Origin of the sequence: Ensifer sp. NM-2 (assembly GCF_003024455.1) — a bacterium.
GTDB classification, from domain to species: Bacteria; Pseudomonadota; Alphaproteobacteria; order Rhizobiales; family Rhizobiaceae; genus Ensifer; species Ensifer canadensis.
This window is the reverse complement of record NZ_PVZR01000015.1, coordinates 176,360-193,034: the sequence shown is the minus strand read 5'-3', so window position 1 is coordinate 193,034 and position 16,675 is coordinate 176,360. Positions and strand designations below refer to the sequence as shown.

18 protein-coding genes are annotated in these 16,675 nt (G+C 62.6%); 8 read left to right on the top strand and 10 right to left on the bottom strand.

The annotated features are described in order from the left end of the window. Both C6558_RS26170 and araD read left to right on the top strand, forming a co-directional pair. Positions 1 to 260, top strand: a 260-nt coding sequence (locus C6558_RS26170; RefSeq protein ID WP_146160913.1) for an aldehyde dehydrogenase family protein, incomplete at its 5' end; no start/stop codon positions are given. Positions 261 to 313: 53 nt separating this feature from the next. After that, positions 314 to 2,053, top strand: coding sequence for an L-arabinonate dehydratase (gene araD, locus C6558_RS26165; protein ID WP_025428040.1), 1,740 nt, complete (start codon positions 314 to 316; stop codon positions 2,051 to 2,053). 316 nt (positions 2,054 to 2,369) lie between these two features. Here the strand turns inward: araD and C6558_RS40020 are convergent, their stop codons facing one another. Both C6558_RS40020 and C6558_RS40015 read right to left on the bottom strand, forming a co-directional pair. Beyond that, positions 2,370 to 2,711, bottom strand: a complete 342-nt coding sequence (locus tag C6558_RS40020) for a hypothetical protein (protein ID WP_158071695.1) — start codon at positions 2,709 to 2,711, stop codon at positions 2,370 to 2,372. Between the two features lie 33 nt (positions 2,712 to 2,744). After that, positions 2,745 to 3,113: a hypothetical protein gene (locus C6558_RS40015; protein WP_158071696.1), complete on the bottom strand. Its 369-nt coding sequence runs from the start codon at positions 3,111 to 3,113 to the stop codon at positions 2,745 to 2,747. 24 nt (positions 3,114 to 3,137) lie between these two features. Here C6558_RS40015 and C6558_RS40010 point away from each other — a divergent pair, with 24 nt between their 5' ends. Continuing rightward, positions 3,138 to 3,950: a GMC family oxidoreductase gene (locus tag C6558_RS40010; protein ID WP_158071697.1), complete on the top strand. Its 813-nt coding sequence runs from the start codon at positions 3,138 to 3,140 to the stop codon at positions 3,948 to 3,950. Positions 3,951 to 4,122: 172 nt separating this feature from the next. Here C6558_RS40010 and C6558_RS26155 read toward each other — a convergent pair whose 3' ends face one another. After that, a complete protein-coding gene (locus C6558_RS26155; protein WP_084814550.1) occupies positions 4,123 to 4,443 on the bottom strand; it encodes a helix-turn-helix domain-containing protein in 321 nt (106 codons plus the stop codon). Positions 4,444 to 4,813: 370 nt separating this feature from the next. Here C6558_RS26155 and C6558_RS26150 point away from each other — a divergent pair, with 370 nt between their 5' ends. Then, entirely contained in the window at positions 4,814 to 5,188 is a 375-nt protein-coding gene (locus C6558_RS26150; protein WP_025428037.1) for a hypothetical protein, read from the top strand. 152 nt (positions 5,189 to 5,340) lie between these two features. Here the strand turns inward: C6558_RS26150 and C6558_RS26145 are convergent, their stop codons facing one another. The 4 genes from C6558_RS26145 to C6558_RS26130 form a co-directional block, all read right to left on the bottom strand. Beyond that, a complete protein-coding gene (locus tag C6558_RS26145; RefSeq protein WP_025428036.1) occupies positions 5,341 to 6,168 on the bottom strand; it encodes a transglutaminase family protein in 828 nt (275 codons plus the stop codon). 16 nt (positions 6,169 to 6,184) lie between these two features. Further along, positions 6,185 to 7,123 carry an alpha-E domain-containing protein gene (locus tag C6558_RS26140; RefSeq protein ID WP_025428035.1) on the bottom strand — a complete coding sequence of 313 codons (939 nt, stop codon included), beginning with the start codon at positions 7,121 to 7,123 and terminating at the stop codon, positions 6,185 to 6,187. Positions 7,124 to 7,127: 4 nt separating this feature from the next. Then, entirely contained in the window at positions 7,128 to 8,522 is a 1,395-nt protein-coding gene (locus C6558_RS26135; protein WP_081788908.1) for a circularly permuted type 2 ATP-grasp protein, read from the bottom strand. 235 nt (positions 8,523 to 8,757) lie between these two features. Next, positions 8,758 to 9,846 carry a YeiH family protein gene (locus C6558_RS26130; protein ID WP_081788880.1) on the bottom strand — a complete coding sequence of 363 codons (1,089 nt, stop codon included), beginning with the start codon at positions 9,844 to 9,846 and terminating at the stop codon, positions 8,758 to 8,760. 80 nt (positions 9,847 to 9,926) lie between these two features. On the opposite strand from C6558_RS26130, the gene C6558_RS26125 reads away from it, so the two are divergent. The 3 genes from C6558_RS26125 (at position 9,927) to C6558_RS26115 (ending at position 12,416) form a co-directional block, all read left to right on the top strand. Beyond that, a complete protein-coding gene (locus C6558_RS26125) occupies positions 9,927 to 10,796 on the top strand; it encodes a LysR family transcriptional regulator (RefSeq protein WP_025428032.1) in 870 nt (289 codons plus the stop codon). 96 nt (positions 10,797 to 10,892) lie between these two features. Beyond that, the gene (locus C6558_RS26120; protein ID WP_025428031.1) at positions 10,893 to 11,381 is read left to right on the top strand and encodes a GyrI-like domain-containing protein; all 489 of its coding nucleotides are present in this window, start codon (positions 10,893 to 10,895) and stop codon (positions 11,379 to 11,381) included. Between the two features lie 153 nt (positions 11,382 to 11,534). Then, positions 11,535 to 12,416, top strand: coding sequence for a DMT family transporter (locus C6558_RS26115; RefSeq protein ID WP_038576343.1), 882 nt, complete (start codon positions 11,535 to 11,537; stop codon positions 12,414 to 12,416). Between the two features lie 113 nt (positions 12,417 to 12,529). Here C6558_RS26115 and C6558_RS26110 read toward each other — a convergent pair whose 3' ends face one another. The 3 genes from C6558_RS26110 to C6558_RS26100 all read right to left on the bottom strand — a co-directional run bounded on the left by C6558_RS26110 (position 12,530) and on the right by C6558_RS26100 (position 15,810). After that, positions 12,530 to 14,080: a DEAD/DEAH box helicase gene (locus C6558_RS26110; RefSeq protein WP_025428030.1), complete on the bottom strand. Its 1,551-nt coding sequence runs from the start codon at positions 14,078 to 14,080 to the stop codon at positions 12,530 to 12,532. A gap of 298 nt (positions 14,081 to 14,378) precedes the next feature. Next, positions 14,379 to 15,491, bottom strand: coding sequence for a DNA alkylation repair protein (locus tag C6558_RS26105; protein WP_084814551.1), 1,113 nt, complete (start codon positions 15,489 to 15,491; stop codon positions 14,379 to 14,381). A 19-nt stretch (positions 15,492 to 15,510) separates the two neighbouring features. Next, on the bottom strand, positions 15,511 to 15,810 hold the full coding sequence (locus C6558_RS26100) for a hypothetical protein (protein ID WP_057212598.1): 300 nt from the start codon (positions 15,808 to 15,810) through the stop codon (positions 15,511 to 15,513). Between the two features lie 96 nt (positions 15,811 to 15,906). Between C6558_RS26100 and C6558_RS26095 the strand changes: the two genes are divergently transcribed. Beyond that, positions 15,907 to 16,581, top strand: a complete 675-nt coding sequence (locus C6558_RS26095; protein WP_025428028.1) for a YafY family protein — start codon at positions 15,907 to 15,909, stop codon at positions 16,579 to 16,581. Positions 16,582 to 16,675 lie beyond the last annotated feature (94 nt).

Genomic DNA, 16,675 nt, shown 5'->3' with positions numbered 1-16,675 from the left:
ATTATGACGAGGCGCTTGCCGTCGCCAACGACACGCCGTTCGGGCTGTCGTCGGGCATTGCCACCACCAGCCTGAAACATGCGACGCATTTCAAGCGCAATGCCGAGGCCGGCATGGTGATGGTCAACCTGCCGACCGCCGGCGTCGATTTCCACGTGCCCTTCGGTGGCCGCAAGGGCTCCTCCCATGGCTCGCGCGAGCAGGGTCGCTACGCCGCCGAATTCTACACAACCGTCAAGACCGCATACACCCTGGCTTAATGGGCGCCGTCGCAGGCCCGCGTTACGGCGCGGGCCGCTCAAGGAAGGATAAGATGAAGAAGAAAGCTGAGTGGCCGCGCAAGCTGCGTTCGCAGGAATGGTTCGGTGGCACGGGGAAGAATGCCATCATGCATCGCTCCTGGATGAAGAACCAGGGTCTGCCCGCCGATACGTTCGACGGCCGGCCGATCATTGGCATCTGCAACACCTGGTCGGAACTGACGCCGTGCAACGCGCATCTGCGCGATCTCGCCGAGCGAGTGAAGCGCGGGGTCTACGAGGCGGGTGGTTTCCCGGTCGAATTCCCGGTGTTTTCCGTGGGCGAGAGCACGCTACGGCCGACGGCGATGATGTTCCGTAACCTCGCGGCCATGGATGTCGAAGAGGCGATCCGCGGCAATCCGGTCGATGGCGTCGTGCTGCTCGGCGGCTGTGACAAGACCACGCCGAGCCTGCTCATGGGGGCGGCGAGCGTCGACATCCCGGTCATTCTGGTCTCCGGCGGCCCGATGCTGAACGGCAAGTGGCGCGGCAAGGACGTCGGGTCCGGTACCGCCATCTGGCAGTTTTCCGAAATGGTGAAGTCCGGCGAGATGTCTCTGGCCGAATTCATGGATGCGGAGCAGGGCATGGCCCGTTCGGCCGGCAGTTGCATGACCATGGGCACGGCCTCGACCATGGCGTCGATGGCCGAAGCGCTCGGCATGACGCTGCCCGGCAATGCGGCAATTCCCGCTGTCGACGCCCGCCGGCGGGTGATCTCCCAGCTTTCCGGCCGCCGCATCGTCGACATGGTCAAGGAAGATCTGAAGCCGTCCGATGTCCTGACCAGGCAAGCCTTCGAAAACGCCATCCGCGTCAACGGTGCCGTCGGGGGCTCGACCAATGCCGTGCTGCATCTTCTGGCGCTCGCCGGTCGTATCGGCGTTGACCTGACGCTGGACGACTGGGACCGGCTTGGCCGCGACGTGCCGACGATCGTCAACCTGCAGCCGTCGGGCAAGCACCTGATGGAAGAGTTCTACTATGCAGGCGGTCTGCCGGTGGTCATCAAGGCGGTCGGCGAGATGGGCCTCCTCCACAAGGACGCCTTGACGGTTACCGGCGATACGATCTGGAACGGCGTCAAGGATGTCACCAACTACAATGACGATGTCATCGTGCCGCGCGAAAAGGCGTTGACGCAGTCGGGCGGCATCGCCGTGTTGCGCGGCAATCTGGCGCCCAAGGGCTGCGTACTGAAACCTTCGGCTGCGTCGCCGCACCTGATGCAGCACACGGGCCGCGCCGTCGTCTTCGAAAGCATCGAGGACTACCACGCCCGCATCAACCGCGACGATCTCGACATCGACGAGACCTGCGTCATGGTGCTGAAATACTGCGGCCCGAAGGGCTATCCCGGGATGGCCGAGGTCGGCAATATGGGGCTGCCGCCGAAGGTGCTGAAGAAGGGCATTACCGACATGATCCGCATTTCCGATGCGCGCATGTCGGGCACCGCCTATGGCACCGTCATCCTACACACCGCACCGGAAGCGGCGGACGGCGGCCCGCTGGCGCTGGTCGAGAACGGCGACATGATTGCGGTGGATGTTCCCGCCCGCACCATCCGGCTCGATGTTTCCGATGACGAACTGGCTCGGCGTCGGGCGGCGTGGGTTTCTCCGGTGAAGCCGCAAAAGGGCGGTTATGGCGGCCTTTACGTCAACACGGTGATGCAGGCCGACACCGGCGCCGACCTCGACTTCCTTGTCGGCACGCGCGGTTCTGTCGTCGAACGCGACAGCCACTAGCAGTTTGAGCCGCCACGGCCCGCCGATGCCGATTTATCCCGGCTTCGGCGGGCCGTGGTGGCTTTATTTTAGCGCATTCTTAAGATTGTCGAGTTCGCGAGTTTCACGCCGCCGGTATCCGGTGTAATGATGCAAGCGGAGTAGAATTTTGGGGACCGTGACGCTTTGCTCTCTTCCTGTCCGCAGGAGGCAGACGAGCGTCGCAGCATTGCATCTCAGACTATTGATTTAAGCTTCGTCTGTATTCGCGGGAGGTGTGTGTTGCTCTGCCGTGGTGCCGGTCGTTCACTTGCAGCAAAGCGGGTGATGCATGATCCTACGTGAACGGATCGATATTCCTGCCGACAAAACGTTCGACATTTGCATCGTCGGGGCCGGTGCGAGTGGATTGACGATCGCGTCGGATTTCGCCGGTGGACGCGTTTCCGTCTGCGTGCTCGAAAGCGGAGGGGCCGATGCGATCCCGACGGCCAGTGATCTCTCGGCGGGCGAAAGCACCGGGCTCACCTATGCCGAACTCGATACATGCAGGCTGCGCGGCTTGGGCGGCAGCACCCAGGCCCTGGGCTGGGGTGGTCTCTGCAAGCCGCTCGACGAGCAGGATTTCGCGGTACGCCCCTGGGTCCGGCACAGCGGCTGGCCCTTCGGCCGCGAGCATCTCCTTCCCTATTACCGACGCGCGCAGAAAACGCTAGGGATTGCGGATGTCGAGGCGCTTGGCCAGCGGCAGCCGCTGTTTCCGGGGAGGTCCGACATCATCTCCGTCGATCATCTCGAGCTCTGTCGGCACAATCGGCCCGGCAAACGCCTGCGTCATGCCCTCGAAAACGCTGACAATATCAGCATCCTTCTGCATTCCACGCTGCTCTATCTTTCGTTTGATGAAGAAAAGCGCACGGTCGGATCGGCTGTCGTCAAAAACGGGGCTGACGAAACCATTCACATCCGAGCGCGGACGTTCGTGCTTGCCGCCGGTGGCATCGAGAACGCGCGTCTCTTGTTGCTGAGCGGCGGACCGGGGAGCGACGACAGAACCACTGGGCGGTTTTTCATGGATCATCCGCGATTTTCCATCGGCACGCTGGTGCCGGCCAATGGCAGTGTTCTGAGAACTCTCAACGCTCTTGATCGAATCCGGATCGCGCGCGGCCAGCGGATCCGCGATGCGTTGAGTTACACGCGACAGCGCCCGTATCTCGTCAACGGGCTGACGCTGCCGGCGGAATTGCAGCAGCGCGAGGAGCTTCTCAATTATCGAGCATGGCTCGAGCCATGCTTCATCGGCCAGGACACAGCCAAGCTGCAGGCGATGAAAGAGAAACTGCTCGCTTACAGGGAGCAGCGGCTGCATGGCGTGGAGGCGAAGTCGGCGGTCCGCGCGGCGGGCAAGGAGGGTCTGGTCAGTTGGACCTGGCTCATGCATCTCGTGCGGCCCTCAAGCCTTCTGCGTTCCTTTCGCCTGCTTCACATCGTGGAGCCGGAACCGGAACCGGAAAGCCGCGTCATGCTGTCGAACAAGAAGGACCGTTTCGGATTGCCGATGGTCAATCTGCGCTGGCAGCTTTCGGCCAAAACGGTCGATTCCGTCATGCGTACGATCACAATTTTAGGCAGCGAGTTGACGAAGACCGGCCTGGGCAAGCTGATCGTGAAACCAGAGGAATTGACCGGGCTCGAAAAGCCGATGTGGACCTGGCACCACATGGGCACGACACGGATGCACGTGGACCCCGGTCAAGGGGTCGTGGATACGCAATGCAAGGTCCACGGAACGGATAACCTTTTCATCGCTGGCAGTTCAGTTTTTCCGACGGCTGGAAATGATACGCCAACCCTTACCGTCGTGGCGCTCGCCCACCGCCTCGCCGACCATCTGCTGCAGGTGGTTGGCGGATAGCTTGTCGGTGACTGGGGCGGTCGACGCACCAGCCAGCGCAATCCTTCTCAAAGTTTCATCCGACCCCAGGAAAAACAGCTGCGCCGCGATCGTACGGCTTCATTTTTCCGTCGGCGCGCTGGCGCCGGCCAAATCCGGAAAGCCGCGTCATGCGGACGACCCTAAGCTGAATTTACGGCGTTTCAGGAGATGGTTCTGGGGGACCTTTAGGCACAGGCACGAGATGGAATTGCTCAGCCCAATGGTTGAGCGCTGTCCCGCTTTCCGTCAGTGAATAGACGACCTTGGTCGGGGAACCCGGATAGACTTTTCGGTTCACAAGCCCGTCGGCCTCCAGTTCACGCAATTGCTGCGTCAGCATCTTTTCACTGACCGCAGGGATAGACTGCCGCAGCCGGCCAAATCGACGGGGCGCTGTGCCGAGCTCGCAAAGGATAGTTATCTTCCACTTGCCGGCGACCATCTTCATCGCTGTCGAAAAACCATTGTCCATAGGCCAGTCCGTCCCATTCGCCTTACCTGCGGGTAACCACTTACGCTTCTGTGCGTATTGGCACAGTACTCTTCACATCGTAGCTCTCTCAACGGCAAGCGTACCGAGCGTTGTGCCGACCAATATGGGGTGTCGGAATGAGGCCTGCAATCAGTGTTTTGGGGACCGGACGCATGGGATCGAGGGACCGAACAGCATCTTGCGGCCAGCCAGCCGACCCCATGACGGCCAGCTGGTTCCGGCAAAAGAAGGAGGACGCGCTCGGGTCTTGTTGCCTGCGCAGCAATTCAAAGTGCTACAGCGACCTTTGGGCGTCAAATAAGACGCGCGGCGCTGTAGTCAGACCAATGATCCATAGGAGTAGAATAAAATGCCTTTAGCGCATCTCATCGATTCGTACTGCGCTGCATGGTCGAACGAGGACGGCGAGCAGCGGCGGGCGTTGCTGCTGCCGATCTGGGCCGACGGCGCAACGTATACGGATCCAACAGTTCATGCTGCTGGCGCAGAAGAACTGCTCGCGCACATCGCAGGAATACAGGCCAAGCATCCTGGTGCACGCATTGCACGGACAAGCGACGTGGATGTTCATCATGGGATCGCACGCTTCGCGTGGAGGTTTGTGATGCCGGACGGATCATCCTTCCCTGAGGGGCTGGACATCATCTTCCTCCACCCTGGGCAGGAGCGGATAACACGGGTCGTGGGCTTTTTCGGGCCGTTGGTAAGGTCTTCAGGGGCATAGGCCCCCAATGGCGTGCTGTGGAAGCCGATCTGCAAAGAGGGTGTCGGCCCGATGCACCGGCGTTTTCGGCATTCGATATCGTCGAACGAGATCGAGAATTGATGCCGGACGGAGTTCGATGGGGCGCACTGCGGTGCGCCCCATCGCCAACCTTATTGGCTTTGCGTCTGGCTCTGGCTTTGCGCCTGCTGCTCGACGGTCACCGATACCTTCAGCGTCTCGTTGGCCTCACCATGGATCAGACCCGATATCGGGGCCGCATCGCGGTAGCAGAGGCCGGAGGCGATGCGCACATAGCGGTCATCCGGGCAGATCTTGTTGGCGGCATCGAAGCCGACCCAGCCGAGGCCCGGCAGATGGATCTCGGCCCAGGCGTGGCTTGCTGTCTGCTCCGTTTGCCCTTCCATCATCAGGTAGCCTGAGATGTAGCGCGCCGGCATGTCGAGCGAACGTGCCGCCGAGATCAGGATATGGGCATGGTCCTGGCAGACGCCGTGGCCGGCCTCGAGCGCATCCTCGGCCGCCGTCTCGGCGTGGGTTTCGCCGGCCTTGTACTCCACCGCCTCATGGATCATCGCCATCAATGCATGCATGCGGGCAAGATCGGTGTCGCCCTCGGCCGATTTCGCCAGGTCGCGGATCAGCTTGCCCCCCTTGGTCAAAGGCGTTTCGCGGGCATAAAGCCAAAGCGGGACGTAGGACTGATGCGGGCCCAAGACGCCGTGGCGGTCCTCGGTGTGGACTTCGCCGCTGGCGGTAATGCGGATCGCCTCGCGGTCGCCATCGACGCTGACGAGATGGACGCGATTGCCGAAGTGATCGTCGTAGCTCACCTCCATCACAGCACCGTCGACGAGCGTCTGCCAGCCGAGCACGGTCTGGCCGACCCCGGTGATCGGCGTCAGGCGCAGCCGCTGCAGCGCATACTGCACCGGCTCGTCGTAGTGGTATTCGGTCGTATGGCTGATTTTCAGGTGCATGCTGTCCTCCCGAAATTCAGTTGAAACGATAGCCGTCGGAGATTTCCTGTCCCAGAAGATTGTTCTGGCTGATGAAATCCTCGAGATATTCGTGCAGGCCCTGGTCCATGATGTCGGTGATCGAGCGGCTGCGCAGCGCGGCCAGCGTACGTTCCGCCGTTTCGTGCGCCTCGTGGCGCTCGCCATATTCGCGCTCGAGATAGCCGAGGTTGCTGGCGATCTTTTCATAGCAATAGGCAAGCGAACGCGGCATGCGACCGTTGGAGATCAGGAAATGGGCGATATTCGCCGGCTTCAGTTCGGCATCATAGACCCAGCCGTAGGCGCGGTGGGCCGAGACCGAGCGCAGGATCGATTCCCACTGCACATTGTCCATCGACGAGCCGACGGCGGCGACCGCCGGCAGCAGTACGTAGTATTTGACGTCGAGGATGCGCGCGGTGTTGTCGGCCCGCTCGATGAAAGTGCCGATGCGTGAGAAATTGAAGATCTCGTTCCTGAGCATCGTGCCGTGGAAGGCGCCGCGGATGAGGCCGGCGCGACGCTTGATCGTGTCGATGATCTCCGGCATGTCGGTCGGACGCGCTTTCCTGGAGAGCATCGCCTTCATCTCGAGGTAGCATTCGTTGGTCGCTTCCCACGTCTCGCGCGTCAGCGCCGTGCGCACCATGCGGGCGTTGTGGCGGCCCGCCTCGATGCAGGACATCACGCTCGATGGATTGCTGCGGTCGCGCAGCAGGAAGTCGATGGCATCGATGCTCGTCAGCGCCTCGTGCACTTCGTCGTAGAGTTCGCGCACACCAGCGCTTTGCAGCACGCCGTCCCAATCGCCTTCCGTTGCGCCGCTGCGCGTCAGCGCCATGCGCAGGCCGGCATCGATTAGCCGGGCGCTGTTTTCGGCGCGTTCGATGTAGCGGAACATCCAGTAGAGACCGTTTGCAGTTCTTCCCAACATGGTCTCAGTCCTCCAGCACCCAGGTGTCCTTGGTCCCGCCGCCCTGGCTGGAATTCACGACAAGCGAACCAGCCTTGAGGGCGACGCGCGTCAGGCCGCCGGGAATGATCTGCACCTTGTCGGAGACAAGGACATAGGGACGAAGATCCACATGCCGGGGCGCGATGCCCTTGTTGACGAGGATCGGAACGGTCGACAGCGACAGTGTCGGCTGGGCGATGTAGTTGGTCGGGCGTGCCTTCAGCTTTTCGGCGAAGAGCGCGCGCTCCTTCTTGCTGGCTGTCGGGCCGACCAGCATGCCGTAGCCGCCGGAGCCGTGCACCTCCTTGACGACAAGTTCTTCCAGGTGTTCGAGCACGTATTTCAGGCTTTGCGGCTCGGAACAGCGCCAGGTCGGCACGTTTTCTAAGAGCGGCTTGCGGCCGGTATAGAACTCGACGATCTCGGGCATGTAGGAATAGATCGCCTTGTCGTCGGAGATGCCGGTGCCGGGCGCGTTGGCAATGGTGATGTTGCCGGCGCGGTAGACATCCATGATGCCGGGAACGCCGAGCGCGGACTCCGGGCGAAATGTAAGAGGATCGAGGAAGTCGTCGTCGACGCGGCGATAGAGGACGTCGATCGCCTCGTAACCGCGGGTCGTGCGCATCTTCACCTTGCCGTCGATCACGCGCAGGTCCGATCCCTCGACCAGCTCGACGCCCATCATGTCCGCTAGGAAGGCATGTTCGTAATAGGCGGAATTGTAGATGCCGGGGGTGAGAACGGCGACGCGCGGCTTGCCGCTGCAGCCGGGGGGCGCCAGCGACGCCAGGCTCTGGCGCAGCAGGTTGGGATAGTTCTCGACCGGGCGCACGCGGTTCTGATGGAAGAGTTCGGGGAACATCTGCATCATCGTTTCGCGGTTTTCCAGCATGTAGCTGACACCGGACGGCGTGCGGGCATTGTCCTCCAGCACGTAGAACTGATCCTCGCCGGTGCGCACGATGTCGGTGCCGACGATATGGGTGTAGACGCCGCCCGGCGGCCGGAAGCCGATCATCTGCGGCAGGAACGCCACGTTCTTCTCGATCAACTCGCGCGGCACCCGTCCGGCGCGGATGATCTCCTGCTTGTGGTAGATGTCGTCGAGGAAGGCGTTGAGGGCGATGACCCGCTGTTCGATGCCCTGGGCGAGCTTGCGCCATTCTCGACCTGAAATGATGCGGGGGATGAGGTCGAAGGGGATGAGCTTTTCGGAGCTGTCTGCGTGTCCGTAGACCGCGAAGGTGATGCCGGTTTTCCGGAAGATGTTCTCGGCGTCCTTTGATTTCGCTATGAGCCGATTTCTGTCCTGGCTGGCATACCATTCATGATAGGTCGAATATGGCTGGCGCGGACTGCTGTCCGCATTCATCATTTCGTCAAATGCCAAAGGCGTGATCCCCTTATTTTTGACCATTTGAGTACAACGCTGGATGCAATGCAAGAAGCGTGCACAGTCGCGGGACAAGAAAGTTTTGGCGCGTTATCCCGCCGCTTCCGGGCAAGGCGATGCTCAACAATGGGGCGGGGACGGCCAGTCACCCGATCGGCCCCGACTTTGGCGTCTTAGAAAATAAGCAAATGCTTGAAATTTGGGCGTGTCTGGGAAGCTAGCCCAGGCCGAACACGGTGATTGCGGCGGCTGCCAGACCGGCCAGAACCAGCAGCGACAGCATGGCGGCGGCGCTGGCGCGCGGCCCGGCATCGGCGAGCTTGCGGATGTCGACCTCCAGCCCGAGTGCCGCCATGGCGATGACGGTGAGCCATGTGGCGAGGTGAGCAGCACCGGCGGCGGCCGCGTCGGGGATCATCCCGCTGTTGCGGGCGACCGCCACGGCGAGGAAGCCGAGAATGAACCAGGGCACGAAATACGCAAACGTGGCAAGGCGCACGCGGCGATTGCCGGCAGGCAGGTTAGGCGCCAGGGGATGCGCCTCGCTCTCGCGGTTGATGATCGAGAAGCACAAGACGACCGGGCCGAGCATCAGCACGCGCACGAGCTTGACCAGCGTGCCGACCTGGACGGACAGGGCGCTGAACGGAGCGGCAGCGGCCAGTACCTGCGGTACGGCGTAGACGGTCATGCCGGCCAGAACGCCGAAGCCATAGGGCGACATGTCGAACCAGCCGCCGATCAGCGGCAGGGATAGAACGACGGCAATGCCGAGAATTGCGGTGAACGAGATGGCGGCGGCGACGTCATCGCCCTCAGCACCGATGGCCGGCGCGACGGCGGCGATCGCCGAATTGCCGCAGATGGCATTGCCGCAGGCGATCAGGGTCGCCATCCGCTTTGGCAAGCCGAGCAGCCGCGCTATCAGATAACCGGAGACGATCGACAGAAAGACGATGCCGACGATGGTTGCGAGCAGCACCGGGCCGCTTGCCAGGATCGCCTTGAAGCTGAGGGTCGCGCCGATGAGGACGATCGCCGCCTCCAGCAGCAGCCTGGAGGAAAAGCGGATGCCGGCCATCCAGCGATCGCCCGGTGTCCAGAAGGTGCGCAGCAGGGCACCGAGAAGGATGGCGATAACAAGCGCTTCCAGCCATGGCCGGCCGGTCCAGCTTGCCTCGAGGCGCTCAAGGCCGAAGGCGGCGAGTGCTACGAGACAACAGAGGATCAAACCCGGCGCGATGCGCGCTATGCGGGAAGAGAGCGTGGGTGCGGGGGCGGCCGATGGGGAATGCGATCTGGACATGGCCGCAACCTAGTCCGATTGATGAATCAGTCTAACGGATTGTTCTTGTCAATTCGATCGCTTTTTGCGATTGATTTTCCATGACCCTTGATCAACTTCGCATTTTCGTGGCTGTCGCCGAGCGTCTGCATATGACACGCGCGGCCGAGGCAATGAACGTCACGCAGTCTGCCGCCAGCGCGGCGATCGCGGCGCTTGAAACGCAACACAACGTCAGGGTGTTCGATCGCATCGGCCGCGGGCTGGCGCTGACGGAGGCGGGGAAGGCGTTTCTGCCGGAGGCGAAAGCCGTGCTTGCGCGCGCGACGGCTGCGACCGCTTGCCTCAACGACCTCTCGCATCTGCGCCGCGGCACGCTCGCGATCGCCGCAAGCCAGACGGTGGCAAGCTACTGGCTGCCGGCACGTCTCGCCCGCTTCACCCATGATTATCCGCATATCGACGTGAAGCTGACCGTGCGCAACACGGCGGTGGTCGCCGAGGCGGTCGAGGAGGGAACGGCGCAGCTCGGCTTCGTCGAGGGCAGGGTCGATGCGGAAAAGCTGGACCATCGCAGCGTGGCGGTCGACCGCATCGCGATCTATGCGCCACCCCGCCACCCGCTTGCCGGAAGGCCGGTCGATCTCGAAGCGCTGCTTGCCGCACGGTGGGTGTTGCGCGAGGAAGGATCGGGGACGCGGGCAATGTTCCTGCAATCGATGCGGGCACATGGTGCGGATATCGATCAGCTGAAGGTCGAACTCGAATTGCCGTCGAACGAGGCGGTACTGACGGCCGTCGAGAGCGGTCCCTTCATCACCGCCGTTTCCAGGCTCGCCGCCCAGCCTTTCGCCGATAGCGGCCGGTTGGTGGAATTGCCGTTCGAACTTGCCGAGCGCAGCTTCGAATTGTTGACGCATCGCGACCGCCAGTTCAGCCGCGCGGCCCGCGCTTTCGTCGATCTGCTCTAGGCGAACGCGAAGGCGATTGCCATCCGGTTCGGCTGCCCTAACAATAGTCGCGCCGGTCCCGGGCGGGCCGGTTCTGGTCTTGCCAGGAGGTGCACCGTGTTCGAAATCGTCGAAAGGCCGGCGCAGCGGATTGCCGGCTCCTTCTGGGAGGGGACCTTCGTCGAGGCGGCCGACGGGGCCGTTCGCCGGCTGATCGCTGAGATGCAGGAGCATCACCTGCGTGTCCATCCGAAGGACCATCCGACGCTCGTCGGTCTGTCGTGGAACGACCGTCCTGATGGCTTCCGCTATCTCGTCGGCTTTGTTTCCCAGACGGCGGAAACGACGCGTCACCCTGGCCATGTGGACCTACCGGCCATGCGTTTCGTCAGCGCCATGCACCACCCTGATGATGGCGACGTCTTCGCGCATTATCAGCACATGTTTGACTGGATCGGGTCTGAAGGGCTCGTGGTCGATACCGGCAGGCTGCACTATCGCGAAGAGTACGAGCCGGGCTTCGTCTCTCTCTCGCTGTCGTCGCTCAGGTTGATGGTTCCGATTACAGCGCCGCGCGTCAAACATGACGCGCAAAGGACGCTGTAACACTTTGAACTTGCTGCATAAGTTTGCCATTAAATCGATTCCGATTTAAGGAACTATGCAGTAGCTGATCGTCAGTATCAGAAAAATTGCTTTGACCATCAACGCCCCCGCGTCTATCGCGGCTGACCTCCCTTTGCCCATTCGGATAGGTCAATGACACTCGCCCGCCTGGCTCCGGCCATCTTCGTACTGCTCTGGTCGACCGGTTGGGTCGTCGCCAAATATGCGGCCGTCTATGCCGATCCGCTGACGTTTCTGGTGCTGCGCTACACCCTGGCGATCCTGCTGTTCATCGGCTTCTGCCTGGTGACCGGGGCGAAATGGCCGAAGTCGTGGTCGGCCGCGGCCCATGCGGTCGTCTCCGGCATGTTTCTGCACGGGCTTTATCTCGGCGCCGTCTGGTGGGCGATCGGGCAGGGCGTGCCGGCTGCGATCTCGGGCATCATCGCCGGGTTGCAGCCGTTGATGACGGCCGTCGCCGCCTCCGTCGTCATCGACGAGAAGCTCAGCGTTCAGCAGAAACTCGGACTGGTGCTCGGCTTCTTCGGCATCGCGCTTGCCGTGCTGCCCAAGGTGTTTTCGATCGACACCGGCGCAACGCCGATCCACCTTTTCCCTGTCATCATCAACGTGCTCGGCATGGCCGCCGTGACCTACGGCACGCTCTACCAGAAGCGGCACCTCCAGAGCGGCGACATCCGTACGATCGCAGCGCTTCAATATCTCGGCGCCCTGATCGTCACGGTCCCGCTGGCCCTGGTGCTGGAGGATCTGCACGTCACCTGGAACCTGCAGATCTTTGCGGCACTCGCCTGGTCGGTGCTGGGGCTTTCCATGGGCGCGATCGCGCTGCTGCTTTATCTGATCCGCCGCGGCCAGGTATCGCGCGCAGCCTCGCTCATCTATCTCGTGCCGCCGCTTGCGGCCGTGCAGGCATGGCTGTTCTTCGGCGAGGCGCTGACGCTGCCGATGATCATCGGCACGGTCATTGCCGTTGCCGGCGTCTATCTCACCAACCGCAAACAGCAGGCATAAAAAACGGCGGGCCGAAGCGACCCGCCGTTCTTATCACTTTGTTTTTACGCATTTCCTGATGGAAAACCTGCTTCGCAGGCTTTCTGAAAATGCGCTAGGCAATGTCTTGCCGATCAGCCCTGCTGGCCGCGGTTGCCGCCACCGGCGCCACGACGCATGCCGCCCTGGCCGCCTTCGCGGCGGTCGCCGGCCTGGCCTTCAGGGCGCGGGCCCTTGTTGCGCCATTCGCCCGGCTTCTGGCCGGGACGACCGTGGTGCTTCTTGGGTTCGTGGTTGCGGTTGCCTTCCGAACGGCCGTCGGCGTGGGGCTGGCCAGCCGGACGCTGATCGCGGCGGTCCTGCTTCGGGCGGTCGTCGCGCAGAAGATCGTCACCGGCAAAGCTGCTTGGAGCCAGTGCCGACTGGCGAGCCGGGCGTTCGCGGCGCGGGCGGGCGTCCTGACGCTGGCCGCCGCCGCCATTGCCGCGGTGCTGGCCGTTGCCATTGCCGTTGCCGCGACCGCCGCGTCCCTTGGACGGACGGGCCTGGTCGGCAGGCGCTTCGCCGCTGGCAACCGCGATGTTGATGCCCATCAGCTTCTCGATGTCGCGAAGCAGGCGGATTTCGTCCGGTGCGCAGAAAGCGATCGCGATGCCGTCGCGGCCGGCGCGGGCAGTACGGCCGATGCGGTGAACGTAGGCATCGGGAACTTCCGGCAGGTCGTAGTTGTAGACGTGGGTGACGCCGGGGATGTCGATGCCGCGGGCAGCGACGTCGGTTGCCACGAGCACGCGGATCTCACCGTCACGGAAGGACTTGAGCGCACGCTCACGCTGGCCCTGGCTCTTGTTGCCATGGATCGAGGCGGCCTTGAAGCCGACGTGGTCGAGATGCTTCATCAGCTTCTCGGCGCCATGCTTGGTACGGCTGAAGATCAGCGACAGGCCATCCGGATTGTCGGTCAGGGTCTTCTTGAGGATGGTCGTCTTCAGGTCCTTGCCGGGGACGAAATGAACATACTGTTCGACCTTGTCGGCGGCCTTGCCCGGAGGCGTCACCTGAACCTTGACCGGGTCGGTCAGATATTCGCCGGCGAGTTCAGCGATCAGCTTCGGCATCGTCGCCGAGAACAGCAGCGTCTGGCGGTTCTTCGGCACGAGCTTCGAAATCTTGCGCAGGTCATGGATGAAGCCGAGATCGAGCATCTGGTCGGCTTCGTCGAGCACGAGGTAGCGACCCTGGGTCAGCGTCACGGCCTTGCGGTTGATGAGGTCGAGCAGGCGGCCCGGCGTTGCGACCAGGATGTCGACGCCGCGGGCGAGCTGTTCGGTCTGCTTGTTGATCGAGACGCCGCCGACGACAACGCCGATCTTCAGCGGGGACTTCTTGACGAACAGCTTGAGGTTGGCTGCGATCTGGTTGACCAGTTCGCGGGTCGGCGCCAGCACCAGGGCGCGGATGTTGCGCGGGTCGGGGCGCTTGCCGTCGGCAACGAGCTTTTCGATCATCGGCAGGCCGAAGGCGGCCGTCTTGCCGGTTCCGGTCTGGGCGAGACCGATGAGGTCGTGGCCCTTCAACACCAGCGGAATGGCCTGCGCCTGGATCGGCGTCGGCTTTTCGAAGCCGTTGGCGGACAGGGTCTCCAGAATGTGTTCGGAAAGACCAAGATCTTTGAAGGTGGACAAATGTATATACCTTTTGGGGGCGCCAAACGCATTCGCCGGAACCGCTATCTGCTGTTCCGGTGTCGTTTGGCGTCAAGAACCCCGCGTGAATTGGGAACTTGTGGGTTAAGAAAAAAGTCGTCAAGCGCCTGTGCTGTCGCCGGTTACGGCGTATGGTTGCGCTTTTCCTTCTTCACGGCTTTCTGTGTTGCCGAGGGCGCGCTCACGCGGCGGCCTGAAGGTGACGCTGCGTCCATGTCGTCGTTTTGGCCCCAAAAGTCAAGGTCCATCTTTTCGCAGGTGCGAAATGAGGTGGGGGCTATTCGGCGACCGACAGCTCGAAATCGGCGTCGGCAGCCTCCTGGCCGTTGACGAGGATCACCACGCGATGGGTGCCGGAATAGTAACGACGGGTTGTGATTGGCCGAATCGCGTGACGCTTTTCGATCCTGATCGTCGCGCCCGGCTCCAGCGTCGCCGATGTCCACTTGAACACCTTGGGCGAGGTCGTGCCATTCGCTTTGCGGTGGTGTACGGCGTAGTCGATCATGATCTTCTGGGTGGTCTTCGCGGTGTGCCTGACCGAAAGCTTGAAGACGAGGCTTTCGCCGAGCGCGATGTCCGACCGGTCGAGCGAGAAGGCTGCGTCTATGCCGGCGGGTGCGGCAAAGCCGAAGTTCGAAAGAGCTGCCTCATGTCCCTGTTTCAGAAGCGTTCGCGAGGCATGGCGCAGCAATTGCTGCCGCTCCGGCGAGGCACCCACCATGTGTTCGGCCACGAAACCGGCCACCAGATCCGGGTGATCCTTGGCAATGTCGTTGAGGCTGTTGGCAACCGAGCGGCGCACATAGTCCTCGGGGTCGTCGAGGAGGGCCGTCAGGATCGGCAGGATCGGCAGGATCGGCTGGGGATCGCGGATGAGCTTCGGCAGCCGCATTGCCCAGGGCAGGCGCGGGCGGGTGCCTTCGCTCGCCAGACGCCTGACATGGTGATTGGCGTCCGTTACCAATGAGCCGATGATCGTGAGCGCCCGCTCCTGGTCCGTGTCGATGAACACGCGGATACCGAACTCGGAGGTGAAGTGCGGCGTCAAAGCGCGCAGCAGCCACAGCGATAGCTCGAAATCGCCAAGCCCGCGTGCGGCGACATATTGGCTGACGGGCAACAGGGTCCAGCCGCTGAGGCCGGGCCTCTCGTCGGTGTGCAGACAATCGCCAAGCTTTGCCGCGGCTTGCGGGAAGGACTGCGGTAGGGTTTCGATGAGCGCATCGCGGATCTGCAGCGATCGTTGCATCAGTTCCAGTGCCTCGAGATTGTCGCTGGCAAGCGCCTCGAACCTTTTGCGGTCGAATGTCGGGCAGACCGCGCTCAGGCGGTCTGCGATGGCGGTGACGACGCCCGGATGCAACAGGTTTTTCAGTGGCTCCGCCATCTCTCGGTACTCTCCCGGCTCAGATCTGCTGTTCGACAGCAAAATGCTGCATCAGCATTACCGCGCTGATTGCCGCCATGTAAGGGGCGAAATCCGGGTCGCGACGCACGCGTTCGCCTGCCGATCTGGCATCATCGAGCGTTTCCCACTCGACCAGATCCGCGAGCATGTCGGGCTTTTCGCACGAGCCGACGGCGCGCCAGGAAATGAAGCCCGGATAGTTTGAAACGGCCTGCATCGCCCGATGGCGCGCGGCTGCGGCCGCGGGCTTGTCCACAACGATGCAGACGGCGAGTTCGAGGATGCTCTTGGTGGTCATGTCATGCTCCATGTTGATTGCCGCTTGACTAAAGCACAGTGCAACTGACAGCCTTATGGCCATAGCCTTACATCGACATGCGATGGGAATACGCGAATGAGACCTGCCGACCGGCTGTTTCGAATCATCCAGCTCATGCGGGCGACCGGCCGGGCGATGACGGCGCAGGAAATCGCCGACAAGATGGAGGTGGCGCGGCGGACCATCTACCGCGACATGGAACACCTGATGGCTTCGGGTGCGCCGATCGACGGCGAGCGCGGTGTCGGATACCTCCTGCGCGAGAGCTTTGACGCGCCGCCGCTCGCTTTCACCTTCGAGCAGCTCGAAGCGCTGGCCTTCGGCGCGCGGGCCGTGCAGATGCTTGGCGACCACCGGCTGGCGCAGGCCGCGCGCGAGGCCATGGAAAAGATCGAACACGGACTTCCGCCCGAGCACGTGGCGCGGCTGCGCAGCGCCCCGATCCGCGCCTTCCGTTCGGCGCTGCAGCCGAAGCCGCCGCCGATGCTGGGTGACCTGCGCCGGGCGATCGCCGAGGAGCGCAAGGTGCGCATGGCCTATGAAAGCCTCGCCGATCAGAGCTCGGAGCGCACCGTCTGGCCGCTCGGCCTCAGCGTCTTCGGCCATCACTGGCTGCTGACCACCTGGTGCGAGCTGCGCCAGGACTTTCGCGACTTCCGGGTGGATCGCATCCGGGAGATGAAACTCGAGCGCGATCATTTCCAGTCGTCACCAGAGCGCAGCTTCGACGCCTATCTCTCGCGCATGTAGGATGACACCGTAAAAGTGCGCGCGATCGAGGAAAAGATGGAACCGGATCGGGCTTCATCCGTTTCTATTAAGGGCTTATTCTGGCCTGCCCACG

Coding starts and splice junctions, on each gene's coding strand:
- araD (WP_025428040.1), top strand. CDS start 314: ATGAAGAAGAAAGCTGAGTGGCCGCGCAAGCTGCGTTCGCAGGAATGG.
- C6558_RS40020 (WP_158071695.1), bottom strand. CDS start 2,711: ATGCTCGCGGCCGAAGGGCCAGCCGCTGTGCCGGACCCAGGGGCGTAC.
- C6558_RS40015 (WP_158071696.1), bottom strand. CDS start 3,113: ATGATCCATGAAAAACCGCCCAGTGGTTCTGTCGTCGCTCCCCGGTCC.
- C6558_RS26155 (WP_084814550.1), bottom strand. CDS start 4,443: ATGGACAATGGTTTTTCGACAGCGATGAAGATGGTCGCCGGCAAGTGG.
- C6558_RS26150 (WP_025428037.1), top strand. CDS start 4,814: ATGCCTTTAGCGCATCTCATCGATTCGTACTGCGCTGCATGGTCGAAC.
- C6558_RS26145 (WP_025428036.1), bottom strand. CDS start 6,168: ATGCACCTGAAAATCAGCCATACGACCGAATACCACTACGACGAGCCG.
- C6558_RS26140 (WP_025428035.1), bottom strand. CDS start 7,123: ATGTTGGGAAGAACTGCAAACGGTCTCTACTGGATGTTCCGCTACATC.
- C6558_RS26135 (WP_081788908.1), bottom strand. CDS start 8,522: ATGATGAATGCGGACAGCAGTCCGCGCCAGCCATATTCGACCTATCAT.
- C6558_RS26130 (WP_081788880.1), bottom strand. CDS start 9,846: ATGTCCAGATCGCATTCCCCATCGGCCGCCCCCGCACCCACGCTCTCT.
- C6558_RS26125 (WP_025428032.1), top strand. CDS start 9,927: ATGACCCTTGATCAACTTCGCATTTTCGTGGCTGTCGCCGAGCGTCTG.
- C6558_RS26115 (WP_038576343.1), top strand. CDS start 11,535: ATGACACTCGCCCGCCTGGCTCCGGCCATCTTCGTACTGCTCTGGTCG.
- C6558_RS26105 (WP_084814551.1), bottom strand. CDS start 15,491: ATGGCGGAGCCACTGAAAAACCTGTTGCATCCGGGCGTCGTCACCGCC.
- C6558_RS26100 (WP_057212598.1), bottom strand. CDS start 15,810: ATGACCACCAAGAGCATCCTCGAACTCGCCGTCTGCATCGTTGTGGAC.
- C6558_RS26095 (WP_025428028.1), top strand. CDS start 15,907: ATGAGACCTGCCGACCGGCTGTTTCGAATCATCCAGCTCATGCGGGCG.